Origin of the sequence: Mesorhizobium sp. B2-3-11, from assembly GCF_006442215.1 — a bacterium.
Lineage (GTDB): Bacteria > Pseudomonadota > Alphaproteobacteria > Rhizobiales > Rhizobiaceae > Mesorhizobium > Mesorhizobium salmacidum.
Map to the genome: position 1 here is coordinate 449,610 of NZ_VFVS01000001.1, position 16,832 is coordinate 466,441.

Consider the following 16,832-nt stretch of genomic DNA (forward strand, 5'->3'; position numbering starts at 1 on the left):
ACGATGGCGGCCGGCCTCACTCATCTCGGCGCGCACGGCGAGGCCAACATGGTCGATGTCGGCGACAAGGACGAGACGACGCGCACCGCGATTGCCGAGGGTTTCGTCTCGATGCAGCCAGAGACGTTGAAGACCATCCTTGCCGGCAATGCCAAGAAAGGCGATGTGCTCGGCACCGCGCGCATCGCCGGCATCATGGCGGCGAAGAAGACGCATGAATTGATCCCGCTCTGCCACCCCCTGCTGCTGACCAAGGTTTCCGTCGACATTGAGCCTGATCATGCGCTGCCAGGCCTGAAGGTCACTGCCCTGGCGCGCGTCACCGGCAAGACCGGGGTCGAAATGGAGGCGCTGACCGCCGCGTCCGTGGCCTGCCTGACCATCTACGACATGGCAAAGGCGGTGGACCGCGCCATGGTCATCTCAGGTATCCGGCTGGTCGAAAAAACCGGCGGCAAGTCTGGCGACTACAAGGCAGGTGCCTGATGGCGCTGGTTCCGGTCGCCGAGGCGCTCGAACGCCTGCTTGATGGCGCCGTGCCGCTGGAGGGCGAAAGCGTTCCTCTCATCGAGGCTGTCGATCGTGTGCTGGCGGAACCCGTCGTGGCGCTTCGCACCCAGCCACCTTTCAACGCTTCGGCCATGGACGGTTATGCAGTGCGTGCCGCCGACGTGGCGTCGGTGCCCTCGAAACTCGCGGTGATCGGCATGGCGCCGGCCGGGCGTGGCTTTGACGGTACGGTCGGCCAGGCACAGGCCGTGCGCATCTTCACCGGCGCACCGCTGCCTGACGGCGCCGACACCATCGTCATCCAGGAAAATGTCCGGGATATCGGCGGTGGCAATATCGAGGTGATCGAGCCCACCGCAGAGTGGCGTAACATCCGCCGCATCGGTCTCGATTTTTCCAAGGGCGACGTGCTGCTGGAAAAGGGGCGCGTGCTCGACCCGGCGGCACTGTCGCTGGTGGCATCGGCCAATCATCCCCGAGTGAGCGTGGTGAAACGGCCGCTGGTCGCCATCATCGCTACCGGTGACGAGCTGTTGCCGCCCGGAAGCGAACTCGGGCCTGACCAGATTATTTCGTCCAACGCTTATGGCGTCGCCGCTGCAGCACACTCGGTCGGTGCCCGCGCGCTCGATCTCGGGATCGCCGCCGACCGCAAGGACGCCATAGCCGGCATGGTCAGGAAAGCGGTCGCGGCGAGCGCCGATGTCATCGTTACGCTGGGCGGCGCCTCGGTCGGCGACCACGACCTGATCCATGACGTGCTGACCGGCGAAGGCATGACGCTCGGCTTCTGGAAGATCGCCATGCGTCCCGGCAAGCCGCTGATGTTCGGACGCCTCGGCGATATCAGATGCATCGGCCTGCCCGGCAACCCGGTGGCAAGCCTGGTCTGCTCGCAATTGTTCCTGAAGCCGCTTCTGGCAAGGCTGGGCGGTCGCGCCTACCGTCAGGACATCCATCAGGCGCGGCTGGGCACCGCAATGCCCGCCAATGATCTGCGCCAGGATTATGTGCGGGCGGTGGTCAGGGAATACCACGGGGAACTGGTGGCAACGCCGTTCGGTATCCAGGATTCCTCGATGCTGAGGATGCTTGCCGACGCCAACGGGCTGGTCGTGCGCGCGCCTTTTGCCCCTGCATCCGCTGCCGGAGACGTTTGTAGCGTTCTGATGTTGCGCTAAAGAATTTTCCCATAAATAAGCTGATAAGAAGACAAAAATGATCTCGGCTATTCCGAGATCAAGGTCCGCGTCAACGCATGGGCCGGATCGGCAAGGCCATCGACGACGTCGTAATGATGCCGATCGGGCTCGACCACGGCACTGGTGATGGCGCCAAGCCCGGTCCAGATATTGGCCAGCAATGCATTCTGGCGCAGGAACTCGGAACGCTCCCCACCGCCAGCCCAGCAGGTGATGCGGACACCATCCATGGGCCGCAGCAGTGCCGGGCTTTCCGTCAGCGCCTCATTCTCGTCGATTTTCAGCACCGTGTTCATGTCCGTGCGCATCAGCGGACGCAAATCATGCAGGCCTGAAATCGAAACGACATGGCGTATACGCCGCGAGACATCGGCCGCCAAAGGCGTCGATGTCGTCACCATGCGGCTGGCGAGATGTCCGCCGGCCGAATGTCCGGTCAGCATCAGTGGTCCCCCGACCATGGCCGCCGCCTTGCCGATCGCCGCCCCGATTTCGCTGACAATGCCGGCGATGCGTATATCGGGGCATTGCGTATAGGACGGCATCGCCACGGCAAAGCCGCTGCCGACCCCGCCACCGGCGAGGTGCGACCACAAGCTCTTGTCGGTCTCCATCCAATAGCCGCCATGGATGAACACCACGAGTCCCCTGGGCGCGACATCGGGAAGGAAAAGGTCGAACCGATTGCGCGGCCCGTCGCCATAGGCGATGTCGAGCCGTGCCCGGCCCTGCGCCGACATCACGTCTCGGAATGCTTGCGCGGGTTCCGCCCAGGCGGCCGGCCAACGGTCGCTGCCGGCGATATTGGCGCCGTTGGCGTAGGCATTGTCCCAGTCGGCAATGCGATGGTCGAGCATCGGCACCCTCCCCGAAGCGGCATCGTTTCAACACTAGCAATGGCCGCCGCCACGTCATGCGTCAATGCTCGAGCGAAAAACATTTTAGGCTTGAAACAAATTTCGACTGGTGCGATCCTGCGCTCTGTTCCACCATGGACGTGAGGCAGACAGGGGCAGCCGCAAGATGCTTGGGCCTTCAGCGCATACCGACACGTTCACGCGCGATCATTTGCCGCCGCCCGACCAATGGCCTGACTTCCTGCTCAGCGGCTTTGACTATCCAGAACACCTCAACGCCGGTGTCGAACTGACCGACAGGCTGGTCGAGAAGGGTCTCGGCGACCACACCGCGCTGATCGGCAACGGCCGCCGCCGCACCTACAAGGAACTGTCCGACTGGACGAACCGGCTCGCCCATGCGCTGGTCGAGAATTATGGCGTCAAGCCGGGCAACCGGGTGCTGATACGCTCCGCCAATAACCCGGCAATGGTCGCCTGCTGGCTGGCCGCCACCAAGGTCGGCGCCGTCGTCGTAAACACCATGCCGATGCTGCGCGCCGGTGAACTCACCAAGATCGTCGACAAGGCGGAAATAACGACTGCGCTCTGCGACACCAGGCTGATGGACGAGATGACCGCCTGCGCCAAGGACAGTGCGTTCCTGAAGCAGGTGATCGGCTTCGACGGCACCGCCAACCATGACGCCGAGCTCGACCGCGCCGCCCTCGACAAGCCGGTCACCTTCACCGCCGTCAGCACCGGCCGCGATGACGTCGCCCTGCTCGGCTTCACTTCGGGCACGACAGGCGTGCCGAAGGCGACGATGCATTTCCACCGCGATCTCCTGATCATCGCGGATGCCTACGCCCGTGAAGTCCTGCAGGTGACGCCGGACGACATCTTCGTCGGCTCGCCGCCGCTCGCCTTCACCTTTGGCCTTGGCGGGCTCGCCATATTCCCCCTGCGCTTCGGCGCGGCGGCGACACTGCTGGAACAGGCGACGCCGCCCAACATGGTCCACATCATCGAGACCTACAAAGCGACCATTTCCTTCACCGCGCCGACCGCCTACCGGGCCATGCTGAAGGCCATGGACGAAGGCGCCGATCTGTCATCGCTGCGTGTTGCCGTTTCCGCCGGCGAGACCTTGCCGGCGCCGGTCTTCGAAGAGTGGACACGAAAGACCGGCAAGCCGATCCTCGACGGCATCGGCGCCACCGAAATGCTGCACATCTTCATCTCCAACCGCTTTGACGACAGGAAGCCGGCTTCGACCGGCAAGCCGGTCGGCGGCTATGAGGCCCGCATCGTCGACGGCGACATGCACGAGGTGCCGCGTGGCGAGACCGGACGGCTGGCGGTGCGCGGGCCAACCGGCTGCCGCTACATGGCCGATGACAGGCAGAAGGACTATGTGCGCGACGGCTGGAACCTCACCGGCGACACCTTCACGCAGGATGAGGACGGCTTCTTCCACTTCGCCGCGCGTTCCGACGACATGATCGTCAGCGCGGGCTACAATATCGCCGGACCCGAGGTCGAGGCGGCGCTGCTGTCGCATCCCGATGTCGCCGAATGCGCTGTCATCGGGGCCGACGATGGCGAGCGCGGCCAGATCGTCGAGGCGCATGTCGTTCTGGTGCAAGGTGTCTCGCCAGACGCGATGACCGTCAAGCGCCTGCAGGACCACGTCAAGGCAACCATCGCGCCCTATAAATACCCGCGATCGGTCAAATTCATCGCCGCCCTGCCCAAGACCCAGACCGGCAAGATCCAGCGCTTCCGGCTGCGCACGGAGAAAATCAATTGAGCGAGCCCTACGATCCGGCGTCCGAAGGCGCTGAGATGTCGTTCAAGGAACGCATGTCCTACAGCGACTATCTGCAACTGCAGAAAGTGCTCGACGCGCAGGCGCCGCTGTCATCGGCGCATGACGAAATGCTGTTCATCATCCAGCACCAGACATCGGAATTATGGATGAAGCTCGCCTTGCATGAGATCGGTGCAGCGATCCGTTCGATCCGTGCCGATCGGCTCGAGCCGAGCTTCAAGATGCTGTCGCGCGTCGCCCGTGTTTTCGAGCAGTTGAACAATGCCTGGGACGTGCTGCGCACGATGACGCCCAGCGAATACACCGAATTCCGCGACTCGCTCGGCCAGTCCTCGGGTTTCCAATCCTGGCAGTATCGCGCCATCGAGTTCATGGCCGGCAACCGTAACCTCGCCATGCTCGGGCCGCACAAGCACCGGCCGGACCTCAACGCCAAGCTGGAGGCGATCCTGGCCGAGCCGTCGCTCTACGATGAAGCGCTGCTGCTTCTGGCGCGCAACGGCTTCGACATTGGGGCGGACGCAAAGCGCACGGAGTGGCGCGAGACGCGGACGGAAAACGAAGAAGTCCTGGTCGCCTGGCAGACGGTGTACCGCGATCCGCAGCGCTACTGGATGTTCTACGAATTGGCCGAGAAGCTGGTCGACTTCGAGGACTACTTCCGCCGCTGGCGCTTCAACCACGTCACCACAGTGGAACGCATCATCGGCCTGAAGCGTGGCACCGGCGGCACATCGGGCGCCTCCTATCTCAAGAAGATGCTCGAGGTCGTCTTGTTTCCCGAACTCTGGAACGTCCGTACCCGGCTCTGAACCCTTGTTTGACGATTGTTCAGGTCACCGCCGTCTTGACCGCGAAGCGCGCATCCTTCCAGGCGCCGGTGCGCAGGATATCTTCCAGTACGTCGACCGCCTGCCATACATCAGTGTAACCGACATAGAGCGGCGTGAAGCCGAAGCGGATCGTCGACGGCGCACGGAAATCGCCGATCACGCCGCGCTCGATCAGTGCCCGCATCACCTGATAGCCATTGGGGTGGAGGAATGAAACCTGGCTTCCACGCGCATTGCCGTCGCGCGGGCTTTCCAGCTCCAGGCCGTAGACGCCGCATCTGGTCTCGACGAGCTGGATGAACAGATCGGTGAGCGCGATGCTCTTCTTGCGCACCACCGCCATGTCGACATCGTCCCAAAGGTCCAGTGCCCCCTTCAGCGCTCGCATCGACAAGACAGGCTGCGTGCCGCACAGGAACCGGCGGATGCCGCTGCCGGCCGCGTAACCCTGTTCGAAGGCAAAGGGTCGCGCATGGCCCCACCAACCGCTGAGCGGCTGCCGGACTTTGTCGTGATGACGCTCGGCGGCGTAGATGAAGGCTGGCGACCCCGGGCCGCCATTAAGGTATTTATACGTGCAGCCGATGGCGAAATCGGCGTTGGCGCTGTCGAGCTCGACCGGTAAAGCGCCGGCCGTATGGCAGAGGTCCCAGACGATCAGCGCACCGACCTGATGGGCCTTGCATGTCAGTGCCGCCATGTCGCGCAGCTGGCCGGATTTGTAATTGACATGGTTGACCAGGATGACCGCGACACGCTCGTCGATCAGTTCCTCAATGGTCGGCGCGTCGACGCCCTCGAGCCGCAACACGGTGCCGGGCCGCGTCGAGGCCACGCCTTCGGCCATGTAGAGATCGGTCGGAAAGCTGTCGCCCTCGGCGACGATGACCGAGCGGTCCGGCCGCATGCCGAGTGCGGCATGCAGCACTTTGTAGATGTTGATCGACGTCGTATCGCAGACCACCGTCTGGCCGGCCGCCGCACCGATCAGGCGTCCCAGCTGGTCGCCAAGCGCGACCGGCATGTCGAACCAGCCGGCTGTGTTCCAGGCACGGATCAGGTCCTGCGCCCACTCCTGCGTCGCTGCCTTCTGCAATTCGTCAAAGACGGCCGGCGCCGCGGCCCCGAGCGAATTGCCGTCGAGGTAGATGACGCCTTCCGGCAAGATGAAGCGGTCGCGCATGGCGCGCAGCGGGTCCGCCGCGTCCATGGCTTCGACGGCTGCGAGATCGAGCGTTGCACGCATCATTTGTGACATTCCCTGATTATTCACGCCCTGGTTATTCACGGATAGCTTCGCGTGCTGGCGCCGGCCCGCGGCTGCGCTTGAGACTGGGCAAGGCCAGCATGGCCAGCACGAACAGGCCCGTGGCAAGCTTCAGGTCGGGCGGCGGCATGCCGGCGGCAAGGCAGAACGACACCAGCTGGTAGTAGATGATCGCGCCGGCGAAAGGCGCCAGCAGCTGCCGCCAGACCGTCTGCTTGCCGACGACGGCCTCGCCGATCATCAGCGCGGCAAGGCCGTTGATGAGGATGCCCAGCCCCATATTGACGTCGGCGAACCCTTGCGACTGCACCATCAGCGCACCGCTTGAGGCCGAAAAAGCGCTGGCCAGCCCGACACCGCCTATGGTCGCGGCCCACACATTGATGCCTTGCGCCTCGGCCATGTCGGGATTGGCGCCCACGGCGCGCACGGCGGTCCCCTTCTCGGTCCTGAAGAACATGTAGAGCAGCATGAAGGCGACAAGCGCGAGGAGACCCGCGACGACGATCTTGCTGGCGGGAAAACCCGGACGCGCGAACGGCACCCAGTCGAACACCGTCGGCGAGCCGAACACGGAGAGGTTGGATTTGCCCATGATGCGAAGGTTGATGCTGTAGAGCATCGTCATCATCAGGATGCCGGCAAGAAGCGTGTGGATGCGGAAGCGCAGATGGATGAACGCGGTACAGCAGCCCGCCGCGAAGCCGACAACGAGGGCGGCGGCGATGCCCATCAGCGGCGATGCGCCGGCGGCAAGGAGAACGCCGCAGACGCAGCCGCCCAGCGGAAAAGCGCCTTCGCTGGTGAGATCGGGAAAATTCAGCATGCGAAACGGGATCATGATCCCGAGCACGACCAAGGCCAGGATCAGGCTCTGCGCCAGGGTGACCGGCATGATTGCGACGAAGCTGGCGAGAATGTCCTGAACAAAACCCATGGTGATCAGCTCGCCAGCAACATGCGGTCGGTTTTGACGGAGAAATGGCCGATCAGATCGATAACCGTGACCCTCGCCTTCTCCTCGCCGCTAACTTCCAGAAGGACGCGGCCCGCGTCGAGCATGATCACGCGGCTGCCATAGTCGACGGCGTGCTGCATGTTGTGGGTCACCATCATAGTCGTCAGCTTCAGCGCGCTGACGGCGCGCACCGTCGCCTGCATGACAATCTCGGCCGTGCGCGGATCAAGTGCCGCGGTATGTTCGTCGAGCAGCAGCAAGTCAGGCGATCCGCCGACCGCCATGATCAGCGACAAGGATTGCCGCTGCCCGCCCGAGAGCAGGTCGACGCGTGTGTCGAGGCGGTTTTCAAGGCCGAGGCCCAGTATCGACAGGCGTTCCCTGTAGGACGCAAGGCGGGTGGCGTTCAGCCCCTGGCGTAAGGTGCGCTTGCTGCTGCGCAAATCAGCCAGCAGCATGTTTTCAGCAACCGTCATGCTGGCGGCGGTGCCGCGCATCGGATCCTGGAATACGCGAGCCAGTCTCGAGGCGCGCTTGTGCACCGGCATACCAGTCACATCGGCGCCATTGATCAGAATCTGGCCGGAATCGAGGATCAGAGCGCCGGAAATGGCATTAAGCATGCTGCTCTTGCCGGCCCCGTTGGAGCCGATGACGATGCCGAACTCGCCTGTGGCTAGCGACAGGCTGAGGCCGTCCAGCGCGACCTTCTCGTCGGCCTGGCCCTTGTAGAATACTTTACGCGCGGATCGGATCTCGAGCATCGTTCCTCCCTGACCTCGGGGTGACAGCGCCCGCGCCGTCACCCTCACAGCGCCGATGTCAGTCGACGATGCAGCCGCAATCGGCCATTGAAGCCGGTATCTCGATGCCGAACGCAGCCATCGCCTTGCGCGAGACCAACGCCATGTGGTCCTTGTAGGCCGGGCGTGACGGCGCGATCGTCTTGGGATCCTTGCCTTTGAGGACTTCGGCCGCGATGTTGCCGGCGTTGATCCCGACCTGCGTATAATTGACCGCGAAGCTCGCCGGCACGGTGCCGTTGCGGACCGCGCTGTCATCGGCGTTGACGACCGGGATACCGGCCTGGCGCGCGGCGGCCGAGACAGCTGCGATCGCCGGCTGGATCAGATTCGAGGTCGGTCCGTAGATCACATCGGCTTTCCCGGCGAGCGAGGCGATGCGTTGCTGAATGTCATTGACGTTGTCGATGCCGACTTCCACGACCTCGAAACCGGCGGCCGGTGCCGCCGCCTTGATCTTTTCGATCAGGGCAACGTCGTTGGCTTCACCGGGATTGTAAGGCACACCAAAACGCTTGGCGTTTGGTAACAGCTTCTTGGTGAAGGCCATCACCGCGGCAACATCCTGAAGATCGGTGGCGCCAGTCATGCCTTCATCACCCGAGTCCCACGACGGCACGAGCTTGGCCGCCACCGGATCGGTGACCGCGGCAAAGACGATCGGAATGCCGGAGCCCGCGAGCGCTTTCTTGGCGATTTGGGAGACCGGCGTGGTGATGGTGTAGATCAGCTTGGGCTGCTCGGCCTGCAGCTTTGCGATCATCTGCGGCACCAGCGATGCATCGAAATTGGTATGGCTCTCCGTATAGACGACGTCCTTGCCGTCGACGAAGCCGTTGTCTGTCAGCGCCTTCTTGAAGCCGGCTATGGCGGCGTTCAATTGCGGATGCTCGCCAAAATTGGCGATGCCGATGCGGATTTGATCGGCGGCGGCACTGCCGGCGCTCACCACCAATGCGCCGGCCAAGAACAAACCCGACAGCCAAGCGGATTTCGACTTCAACATCATTTCCTCCCAGATTTGATCGACGCCGCTTCCAGCGCGGCTACTGCGGCGATCATGGTCAGTCCGCCGGCCCGTGTCAAACATTATATATAATTCTTGCCATGCCCCAACATCATATATAATTTTCTTTGCCAGACCATGGGTGGACCGCGATGCAGGATCAAACGATCTCCACAAAGACGGAGGCAGCCTATCAGCTGTTGCGGCGCGATATCCTGACGACGCGCCTCATGCCCGGGGCCCCGCTCAAGCTGAGTGCGCTGCGCGGCACCTATGGTGTTGGCTGGACGCCGTTGCGCGAAGCCTTGTCGCGGCTAGAGGCCGAACGCCTTGTCACCGCCATCAGCAATCGTGGTTTTACCGTCGCTCCGGTATCGCGGGCCGAACTGGAGGACCTGGCACGCGCCAGGATGGTGGTCGAGATACCCCTGTTCCTCGAATCGATGGAAAAAGGCGGCAAGGAGTGGGAGGATGCCGTTGTCACCGCCCACTACCGGCTCTCCCGTTGCAAGACCGCGGTCGACGATCCTTCGGATGCGGCCGTCGATAAATGGGACGAGAACCACGAAGCTTTCCATGTGGCGCTGCTGAGCGCGGCGACTTCCAATTGGCTCATGCGATTCCGCTCGACCATCGCCGATCAGCTGCGACGGCATCATCGTTTTCTCGGCCTGGCGCCGACATTGCGGGCCGCGGCTGGCCTGAAGGACGGTTATGAAGAGGCAATGGAGGCATTGTGCGAAGCGATTGCGATCGAACACCATACAGCGATCATGGAAGCTGCACTCGATCGTGACGTCGAGCGGGCCAAGGCGCTGATGACGGCGCATATCGGCTATACCCTGCACGTCTATGTCCATAGCGAAGACAGCGGCGCGACCAAATACGCCGCCCGCGCCGGCAGCTTGCAAGCGGGTTCCGGGTGACTTCAATGCTTGCGCGACGCCTATTGGCATGCGCTGGCCGGAGTGGGCCAAACGCCTGGGTCCATCGCCGCCCCTAAGCTACCAATCGTTGGCGTTTTGATTTCGTTTCGTTCCGCGAATAATGGATCCATAAATTGTACAATCCACCCGCGAAGAGCCCCCCGAAAGACTGATGCCAAGGCCCATCAGTGGATAGGCCACAGGCCATTAACCAAAACGATTTCAATGCCTGCCGATCGTGGAAAGGATCGGCCTCAGTCCGCTGTCGCGGCAAAAAACTTCAGACGCGTTAACAAATTCATTAAACTTTAAACGGTTGCGGAACACAACTGGAACGGATAGTGTTTGTTCTGGGTTTGTTTTTTCGATTCTGGTCAGACCTTTCGTTCAATGCCTTGGGGGCCGCCATGCTGACACGCAAGCAACATGAACTGCTGATGTTCATCCACGAACGGCTCAAGGAAAGCGGGATACCGCCCTCCTTCGACGAAATGAAGGAAGCGCTCGATCTTGCCTCCAAATCGGGCATCCATCGCCTGATCACGGCGCTGGAGGAACGCGGCTTTATTCGCCGGCTACCCAATCGGGCGCGCGCGCTGGAAGTGCTGCGGCTGCCGGACTCGATCGCGCCGGGCCTCAATGCGGCAAAGAAGTTCTCGCCAAGCGTCATCCAGGGCAGCCTTGGCCAAGGCAGTCTCGGCCGCCAGATCAGGCCGGCGACGGCGCCTTCCCGCCTGGCCGCGGCCGGCAACGACGATGATGCGGTTTCAGCCGTGTCCATCCCGGTCATGGGTCGTATCGCCGCCGGTGTGCCGATCGATGCTATCCAGCATCAGACGCATTCGATTTCGGTGCCGCCGGACATGATCATGGGCGGCGAGCACTATGCGCTGGAAGTCAAGGGCGACTCGATGATCGAGGCCGGTATCTTCGACGGCGACACGGTCATCATCCGCAATGCCGATACAGCAAGTCCGGGCGAAATCATCGTGGCGCTGGTCGACGAGGAGGAAGCAACGCTGAAGCGGTTCCGTCGCAAGGGCGCCTCGATCGCGCTCGAAGCCGCCAATCCAGCCTACGAAACACGCATCTTCGGACCGGATCGGGTCAAGGTGCAGGGCAAGCTCGTCGGGCTGATCAGGCGCTACTGAACTGGCTTGCCATCGGGCTTGTCGGCCTTTTTATAGGGGGCCAGCCCCCTCGCCTCGCGTGAGAATTTTCGCTGCTCGTGCCAAGGCCGGTATGGTCCGTCGACGGCGAATTCGATCTCAGCCGGCGTCGTGGCCGATTGGGGATCGAAGAAAACGGCGGCACTCCCCTTGCGGGCGAGCTGGCGTTTGGTGACGACGAGAACCAGCGGATTATGACAGGTGTCATAGGCGGTCGCGTCATTGACGACGATCAGGTCGGCGAAGGCGCAGGCCTTCCAGGTGTTCTTGCGATCCTCGACATAGGCGATGATCGCGCCGGAAGGGTGCCTGGCAAGGCACAGGCCTTCGCGGCAATAGAACGGCGATCCCAGCGGCAGGTCGGTGGGAGTGGCAAGATCGAATTGCCCGTCCGTCTCCTCGAACATTTCCGGTAGGACGATTGTTTCGGAGATCAGAGCGCGTTTCCAATTGTCGGCTGCGAATTCGTTCGGACGTTCCCGGTTGACGGCCAGTTCGCCATTGCCGATCGACAGAGCCACCAGCCGCGCATCTTCCGAGATCAGCACATCGGGCGCGCGCGTGTGCGACACAGTCAACAGACCGGCAAGCGCGAATGGCACCGCCGTGAGCCGGAGCCACGTCGTCGCCATCGTCGCGATGACCAACGCGACGGTGACCAGCAGCACGGATTGCTGCGAAATCAGCCCGACTCCATCGACCGGAGAGCGCTCCGATATCCACGCCGATATGGCGATCATCGCTGTCAGGCCCTTGCCCATGAGGTAGAGAGCCGGCCAATCCAACCCGAACGGCATCAGCAACGCGCTAGCGACGGCCAGGAACATCACGATCGACACGATCGGCATGACGGCCAGATTGGCGAACAGGCTGAGCGGCGACACCCGCTGGAAATGCCAGATGGCAAACAGTGCCGTCGCGCTGCCGGCGATGATGGACGTCATGGCCAATCCACCTGTCGCCAAGAGGAATTTTCGCGTCAGAAACCCGGGTAGGGATCGCTTTGGCGGCGGAGGCCTCGTCTTTCCCGCATGGTGGTCGGCCCAGCCGGCATAGGCGCCAACCAAGGCTGCGGTTGCCGCGAACGACATCTGGAAACTCGGGCCGACGACCTCGTGCGGCGAAACCAGGATAACGGCGATCGCCGAGATCGCCAGATTGCGCATGGTCAGCGCCGCGCGATCGAACAAGACGGCGATCAGCATCACCGCCAGCATGATGAAGCTGCGTTCGGCCGCGACGACGACGCCCGAAATGACGAGATAGGCGGCGATCGAAAACAGTGCGGCGGCGGCGGCGTATTTCTTCACCGGCCGGCGCGCGGAAAACCCTGGAAACAGCGCGAAGGCGCCGCGCAGCAGACCCATGATGGTGCCGGCCACCAGCGCCATATGCAGACCTGAAATCGAGATGATGTGATAGATGCCGGTGCGCCGCATCGCTTCGTTGATTTCATCGGGAATGCCGGCCCGCACGCCGACGATCAGCGCCGCCGCGATCTCGCCTTCGGCGCCGCCAATGCTGCCCCTGATGTGGTCGGCGATGGCTTCGCGGGCATTTTCGATGCCTGAAAACACGCGTGCCGGCAGCGGCATCTCACCGGCTTCGGCGGAGACGACCGTTGGATTGCCGAGAAAGAAGCCGCTGCCGCCGATGCCGGCGAAATAGCTGTCGAAGGAGAAGTCGTAGCTGTCCGGCCGCACCGGGCCGGTCGGCGGCAGCAGTTTGGCATAGCCTGTGACAAGCGAGCCGGCGGTCATTTCGGGCGGTATCTTGCGTGCCGAAAGCCGGACCCTTTCAGGCGCGTAGCGCAGTTTCGGCCGGGCGGTCGAAATCACGTCCATGGTCAGCCGGATGCGGCCGCTCTCCATCTCCTCGAGCGAGATCACGCGACCGGTCAGTTGCGTCGAGATTTCCGAGCCCAGCATCCGGGTTCCGGCTCGCCATGTTTCGACCTTCGCCGCAAGCAGGCCAAGCACACACAACAGCAGTGCCATGAAACACAGATGGGTTTTCGGCCAGGAGCGCGAGACGAATGCACATACCGCCGCCAGAACCACGACCGCGACAGGCTTTGCAAAATCGGGCTCGGACGCCAGCGAAAAGTAGCAGATCGCCCCAACGGCCAGGCAGACCGGCACCAGCAGGAAGGCGACGCCCCGGTCGAGTTCCAGCTCCGCCGCCTTGGCCACGCCGTGACGCAGGCGAGGAAAGGATATCGGGCCGATTTGCCGGCGCACGCGCACAATTCTGCGTGCGGCAGGAGATGGAGTTGGCGCTGGGCTATCCGCCTGCAGCGGCTGGGTTGCGGGCGCAGCCACGAGCGGCGATGGCAGCGGGATCGCAGGAGGCGTCGCAAACAGGGATCGCTCGCTGACGCCGACAATGGCGCCCTCGCCCCGATCCGAGCCCCGGCCTTGTCCAGTCATCGGGTCTGCCCCTTGCGCCCTCGACACCCTATGCTACATGAACGCGCGACGCGCGAAAGTCCGCGCGCTCCGCACTCAGCTTCAGACGTTCTCCGAGAGTTCCATGCCCGACAAGGTCATCACCCGTTTTGCTCCCTCGCCGACCGGCTATCTGCATATCGGCGGCGCGCGCACGGCGCTGTTCAACTGGCTCTATGCCAAGCACACCGGCGGCACGATGCTGCTGCGCATCGAGGACACCGATCGCGAGCGTTCGACCGATGCAGCCACATCGGCCATTCTGGACGGCCTGACCTGGCTCGGCCTGTCATGGGACGGTGACGCGGTCTCCCAATTCGAGCGCGCGCCGCGCCACCGGGAGGTGGCCGAGGAGCTGGTGCGCCTGGGCAAGGCCTATTACAGCTACGAGACTTCAGCCGAGCTCGAGGCAATGCGCGAGGCAGCACGCGCCAAGGGCCTGCCACCACGCTACAACGGCCACTGGCGTGACCGCGCCCCGTCGGAGGCACCCGCCGGCGTCAAGGGTGCCATCCGCATCAAGGCACCGACCGAGGGCGAGACGGTGGTGCAGGACCGGGTCCAGGGCGAGGTGCGTTTCCCCAACAAGGATCTCGACGATTTCATCATCCTGCGTTCGGACGGCAACCCGACCTATATGCATGCCGTCGTCGTCGATGACCACGACATGGGCATCACCCATATCATCCGTGGCGACGATCACCTGACCAATGCCGCACGCCAGACCGTGATCTACAACGCCATGGGCTGGGACGTGCCGTCGATGTCGCACATTCCGCTGATCCATGGCGCCGACGGCGCCAAGCTGTCGAAACGCCATGGCGCGCTGGGCGTCGAGGCCTACCGCGCCATGGGCTATCTGCCCGAGGCGCTGCTGAACTACCTGGCGCGCCTGGGCTGGAGCCATGGCGACGACGAGATCATGTCGATCAAGGACATGATCTCCTGGTTCGATATCGGCGACGTCAACAAGGGCGCGGCGCGCTTCGACTTCGCCAAGCTCGAGGCGCTGAACGGCGTCCATATGCGCCGCATGGCCGACACCGAATTGTTCGACATTTTCATCGCCACCTTGCCCTATCTGGAGGGTGGCCCGGCGATGGCGGCGCGCCTCGACGAGAAGAACAAGGCGCAGTTGCTGGCAGCACTTCCGGGCCTGAAGGAGCGCGCCAAGACGCTGGTCGAGCTCGTCGACGGCGCCGGCTTCCTGTTTGCCGCGCGGCCGCTGCCGATCGACGACAAGGCGGCACTCGTACTCAATGACGATGCCCGCAAGATCCTGCGCGGCGCTCACGAAGCTTTGAACGCGCTGTCCGGCGACTGGACAGCCGCCACGGCCGAGGCCGCGATCCGTGACTATGCGCTGGCTGGCGGCCATAAGCTCGGCGCCGTGGCCCAGCCGCTGCGGGCTGCCTTGACCGGCAAGAGCACGTCACCAGGCGTTTTCGATGTGCTGGCCGTGCTGGGGCGTGAGGAAAGCCTGGCGCGCATAGCGGATCAAATCGATTAGCAGCAAACTGGCCTAAGAAGATTGGCATTGAAAGGCGCGTTTCGCAGTGCAACATTAGGCTTGGCCCAATCTGGCACGCAACTCCTAGAATGCGGTGGCGAATACGCGCATTGCGGTGATTTCGACGTGTCGCTCTGCGGAATTTGCCTTTGCCGGCATGAGGAAACAAGAAGGAGTTTGCAATGACCGAAGCTGCGACAAAACTGGATGTGGGCGGCCAGGAGGCCACTGCAACGCTGCAATTCGCCGGCAAGACTCACGAATTCAAGGTGCGAAGCGGCTCGGTCGGACCTGACGTCATCGACATCGCCTCGCTCTACAGCACCACCGGCGCCTTCACCTATGACCCCGGCTTCACCTCTACGGCAAGCTGCGAGTCGGAGATCACCTTCATCGATGGTGATGCCGGCATTCTCCTGCATCGGGGCTACCCGATCGACCAGTTGGCCGAACACGGCGACTTCCTCGAGGTCTGTTACCTCCTGCTCTACGGCGAACTGCCGACCAAGGCGCAGAAGGACGATTTCGATTATCGCGTGACGCGCCACACCATGGTGCACGAGCAGATGTCGCGCTTCTTCACCGGCTTCCGCCGCGACGCGCACCCGATGGCGGTGATGTGCGGCGTGGTTGGCGCGCTGTCGGCCTTCTATCACGACTCGACCGACATCTCCGACCCATACCAGCGCATGGTTGCGTCCATGCGCCTGATCGCCAAAATGCCGACGATCGCGGCCATGGCCTACAAGTACCACATCGGCCAGCCCTTTATTTATCCGAAGAACGAGCTGAATTTCGCCGCCAACTTCCTGCACATGTGCTTTGCCGTGCCGTGCGAGGAATACAAGATCAATCCGGTGCTGGCGCGCGCCATGGAGCGCATCTTCATCCTGCACGCCGATCATGAGCAGAACGCTTCAACCTCGACCGTTCGTCTCGCCGGCTCTTCGGGCGCCAACCCCTTCGCCTGCATTGCCGCCGGCATCGCTTGCCTATGGGGCCCGGCCCATGGCGGCGCCAATGAAGCGGCGCTCAACATGCTGGGCGAGATCGGCCATGTCGATCACATCCCGGAATTCATCGCCCGCGCCAAGGACAAGAACGATCCGTTCCGGCTGATGGGCTTTGGCCATCGCGTCTACAAGAACTACGATCCGCGTGCCAAGATCATGCAGAAGACGGCGCATGAGGTTTTGGGCGAACTCGGCATCAAGGACGATCCGCTGCTCGACATCGCGATGGAACTGGAAAAGATCGCGCTGACCGATCCCTATTTCATCGAGAAGAAGCTCTACCCGAACGTCGACTTCTACTCCGGCATTACGCTGAAGGCGCTGGGCTTCCCCACCACCATGTTCACCGTGCTGTTCGCGGTCGCCCGCACGGTCGGCTGGATCGCGCAGTGGAAGGAAATGATCGAGGATCCGCGCCAGAAGATCGGCCGCCCGCGCCAGCTCTACACCGGCGCGCCGGAGCGCGACTACGTGCCGATCGCCAAGCGCTGAGCGGTGCCGGGCTGATGACCGAAAAA

14 protein-coding genes are annotated in these 16,832 nt (G+C 63.0%); 8 read left to right on the top strand and 6 right to left on the bottom strand.

Translation table 11 applies throughout. From position 1 onward, the window contains the following. Positions 1–3: 3 nt before the first annotated feature. Both moaC and glp read left to right on the top strand, forming a co-directional pair. Complete coding sequence (moaC, locus tag FJ960_RS02410; RefSeq protein ID WP_140505531.1) at positions 4–486, top strand: cyclic pyranopterin monophosphate synthase MoaC; 483 nt, start codon at positions 4–6, stop codon at positions 484–486. Further along, a complete protein-coding gene (gene glp, locus FJ960_RS02415) occupies positions 486–1,691 on the top strand; it encodes a gephyrin-like molybdotransferase Glp (RefSeq protein ID WP_140711637.1) in 1,206 nt (401 codons plus the stop codon). Before moaC ends, glp begins: the two co-directional genes overlap by 1 nt. A 47-nt stretch (positions 1,692–1,738) precedes the next feature. Here the strand turns inward: glp and FJ960_RS02420 are convergent, their stop codons facing one another. Then, the gene (locus tag FJ960_RS02420; RefSeq protein WP_140711639.1) at positions 1,739–2,569 is read right to left on the bottom strand and encodes an alpha/beta hydrolase; all 831 of its coding nucleotides are present in this window, start codon (positions 2,567–2,569) and stop codon (positions 1,739–1,741) included. A gap of 166 nt (positions 2,570–2,735) precedes the next feature. Here FJ960_RS02420 and FJ960_RS02425 point away from each other — a divergent pair, with 166 nt between their 5' ends. Together FJ960_RS02425 and kynA are read left to right on the top strand one after the other, a co-directional pair. Next, on the top strand, positions 2,736–4,361 hold the full coding sequence (locus FJ960_RS02425; protein WP_140711641.1) for an AMP-binding protein: 1,626 nt from the start codon (positions 2,736–2,738) through the stop codon (positions 4,359–4,361). After that, positions 4,358–5,194, top strand: coding sequence for a tryptophan 2,3-dioxygenase (gene kynA, locus FJ960_RS02430; RefSeq protein WP_140711643.1), 837 nt, complete (start codon positions 4,358–4,360; stop codon positions 5,192–5,194). Before FJ960_RS02425 ends, kynA begins: the two co-directional genes overlap by 4 nt. A gap of 19 nt (positions 5,195–5,213) precedes the next feature. On the opposite strand, the gene kynU is transcribed toward kynA, so the two are convergent. The 4 genes from kynU to FJ960_RS02450 are packed head-to-tail and all read right to left on the bottom strand — an operon-like array spanning position 5,214 to position 9,249. Then, on the bottom strand, positions 5,214–6,461 hold the full coding sequence (gene kynU / locus FJ960_RS02435; RefSeq protein ID WP_140711881.1) for a kynureninase: 1,248 nt from the start codon (positions 6,459–6,461) through the stop codon (positions 5,214–5,216). 34 nt (positions 6,462–6,495) lie between these two features. Then, entirely contained in the window at positions 6,496–7,419 is a 924-nt protein-coding gene (locus tag FJ960_RS02440; RefSeq protein ID WP_140711645.1) for an ABC transporter permease, read from the bottom strand. Positions 7,420–7,424: 5 nt separating this feature from the next. Then, positions 7,425–8,204, bottom strand: coding sequence for an ABC transporter ATP-binding protein (locus FJ960_RS02445; RefSeq protein ID WP_140711647.1), 780 nt, complete (start codon positions 8,202–8,204; stop codon positions 7,425–7,427). A gap of 58 nt (positions 8,205–8,262) precedes the next feature. Further along, on the bottom strand, positions 8,263–9,249 hold the full coding sequence (locus FJ960_RS02450; protein WP_140711649.1) for an ABC transporter substrate-binding protein: 987 nt from the start codon (positions 9,247–9,249) through the stop codon (positions 8,263–8,265). Positions 9,250–9,401: 152 nt separating this feature from the next. Between FJ960_RS02450 and FJ960_RS02455 the strand changes: the two genes are divergently transcribed. Both FJ960_RS02455 and lexA read left to right on the top strand, forming a co-directional pair. Continuing rightward, positions 9,402–10,175, top strand: a complete 774-nt coding sequence (locus FJ960_RS02455) for a GntR family transcriptional regulator (RefSeq protein WP_140711651.1) — start codon at positions 9,402–9,404, stop codon at positions 10,173–10,175. 407 nt (positions 10,176–10,582) lie between these two features. After that, complete coding sequence (gene lexA / locus FJ960_RS02460) at positions 10,583–11,326, top strand: transcriptional repressor LexA (protein ID WP_140505455.1); 744 nt, start codon at positions 10,583–10,585, stop codon at positions 11,324–11,326. On the opposite strand, the gene FJ960_RS02465 is transcribed toward lexA, so the two are convergent. Then, complete coding sequence (locus FJ960_RS02465; protein WP_140711653.1) at positions 11,320–13,773, bottom strand: ComEC/Rec2 family competence protein; 2,454 nt, start codon at positions 13,771–13,773, stop codon at positions 11,320–11,322. The genes lexA and FJ960_RS02465 overlap by 7 nt on opposite strands. Before the next feature lie 103 nt (positions 13,774–13,876). Here FJ960_RS02465 and gltX point away from each other — a divergent pair, with 103 nt between their 5' ends. Both gltX and gltA read left to right on the top strand, forming a co-directional pair. Then, positions 13,877–15,301, top strand: coding sequence for a glutamate--tRNA ligase (gene gltX, locus FJ960_RS02470; RefSeq protein ID WP_140711655.1), 1,425 nt, complete (start codon positions 13,877–13,879; stop codon positions 15,299–15,301). 182 nt (positions 15,302–15,483) lie between these two features. Next, complete coding sequence (gene gltA, locus FJ960_RS02475) at positions 15,484–16,806, top strand: citrate synthase (RefSeq protein WP_140505460.1); 1,323 nt, start codon at positions 15,484–15,486, stop codon at positions 16,804–16,806. Positions 16,807–16,832: the final 26 nt, after the last annotated feature.

What these genes read in the sequence shown, in the direction of transcription:
- moaC (WP_140505531.1), top strand. Translation starts at nt 4, where the DNA reads ATGGCGGCCGGCCTCACTCATCTCGGCGCGCACGGCGAGGCCAACATG.
- glp (WP_140711637.1), top strand. Translation starts at nt 486, where the DNA reads ATGGCGCTGGTTCCGGTCGCCGAGGCGCTCGAACGCCTGCTTGATGGC.
- FJ960_RS02420 (WP_140711639.1), bottom strand. Translation starts at nt 2,569, where the DNA reads ATGCTCGACCATCGCATTGCCGACTGGGACAATGCCTACGCCAACGGC.
- FJ960_RS02425 (WP_140711641.1), top strand. Translation starts at nt 2,736, where the DNA reads ATGCTTGGGCCTTCAGCGCATACCGACACGTTCACGCGCGATCATTTG.
- kynU (WP_140711881.1), bottom strand. Translation starts at nt 6,461, where the DNA reads ATGCGTGCAACGCTCGATCTCGCAGCCGTCGAAGCCATGGACGCGGCG.
- FJ960_RS02440 (WP_140711645.1), bottom strand. Translation starts at nt 7,419, where the DNA reads ATGGGTTTTGTTCAGGACATTCTCGCCAGCTTCGTCGCAATCATGCCG.
- FJ960_RS02445 (WP_140711647.1), bottom strand. Translation starts at nt 8,204, where the DNA reads ATGCTCGAGATCCGATCCGCGCGTAAAGTATTCTACAAGGGCCAGGCC.
- FJ960_RS02450 (WP_140711649.1), bottom strand. Translation starts at nt 9,249, where the DNA reads ATGTTGAAGTCGAAATCCGCTTGGCTGTCGGGTTTGTTCTTGGCCGGC.
- FJ960_RS02455 (WP_140711651.1), top strand. Translation starts at nt 9,402, where the DNA reads ATGCAGGATCAAACGATCTCCACAAAGACGGAGGCAGCCTATCAGCTG.
- lexA (WP_140505455.1), top strand. Translation starts at nt 10,583, where the DNA reads ATGCTGACACGCAAGCAACATGAACTGCTGATGTTCATCCACGAACGG.
- FJ960_RS02465 (WP_140711653.1), bottom strand. Translation starts at nt 13,773, where the DNA reads ATGACTGGACAAGGCCGGGGCTCGGATCGGGGCGAGGGCGCCATTGTC.
- gltX (WP_140711655.1), top strand. Translation starts at nt 13,877, where the DNA reads ATGCCCGACAAGGTCATCACCCGTTTTGCTCCCTCGCCGACCGGCTAT.
- gltA (WP_140505460.1), top strand. Translation starts at nt 15,484, where the DNA reads ATGACCGAAGCTGCGACAAAACTGGATGTGGGCGGCCAGGAGGCCACT.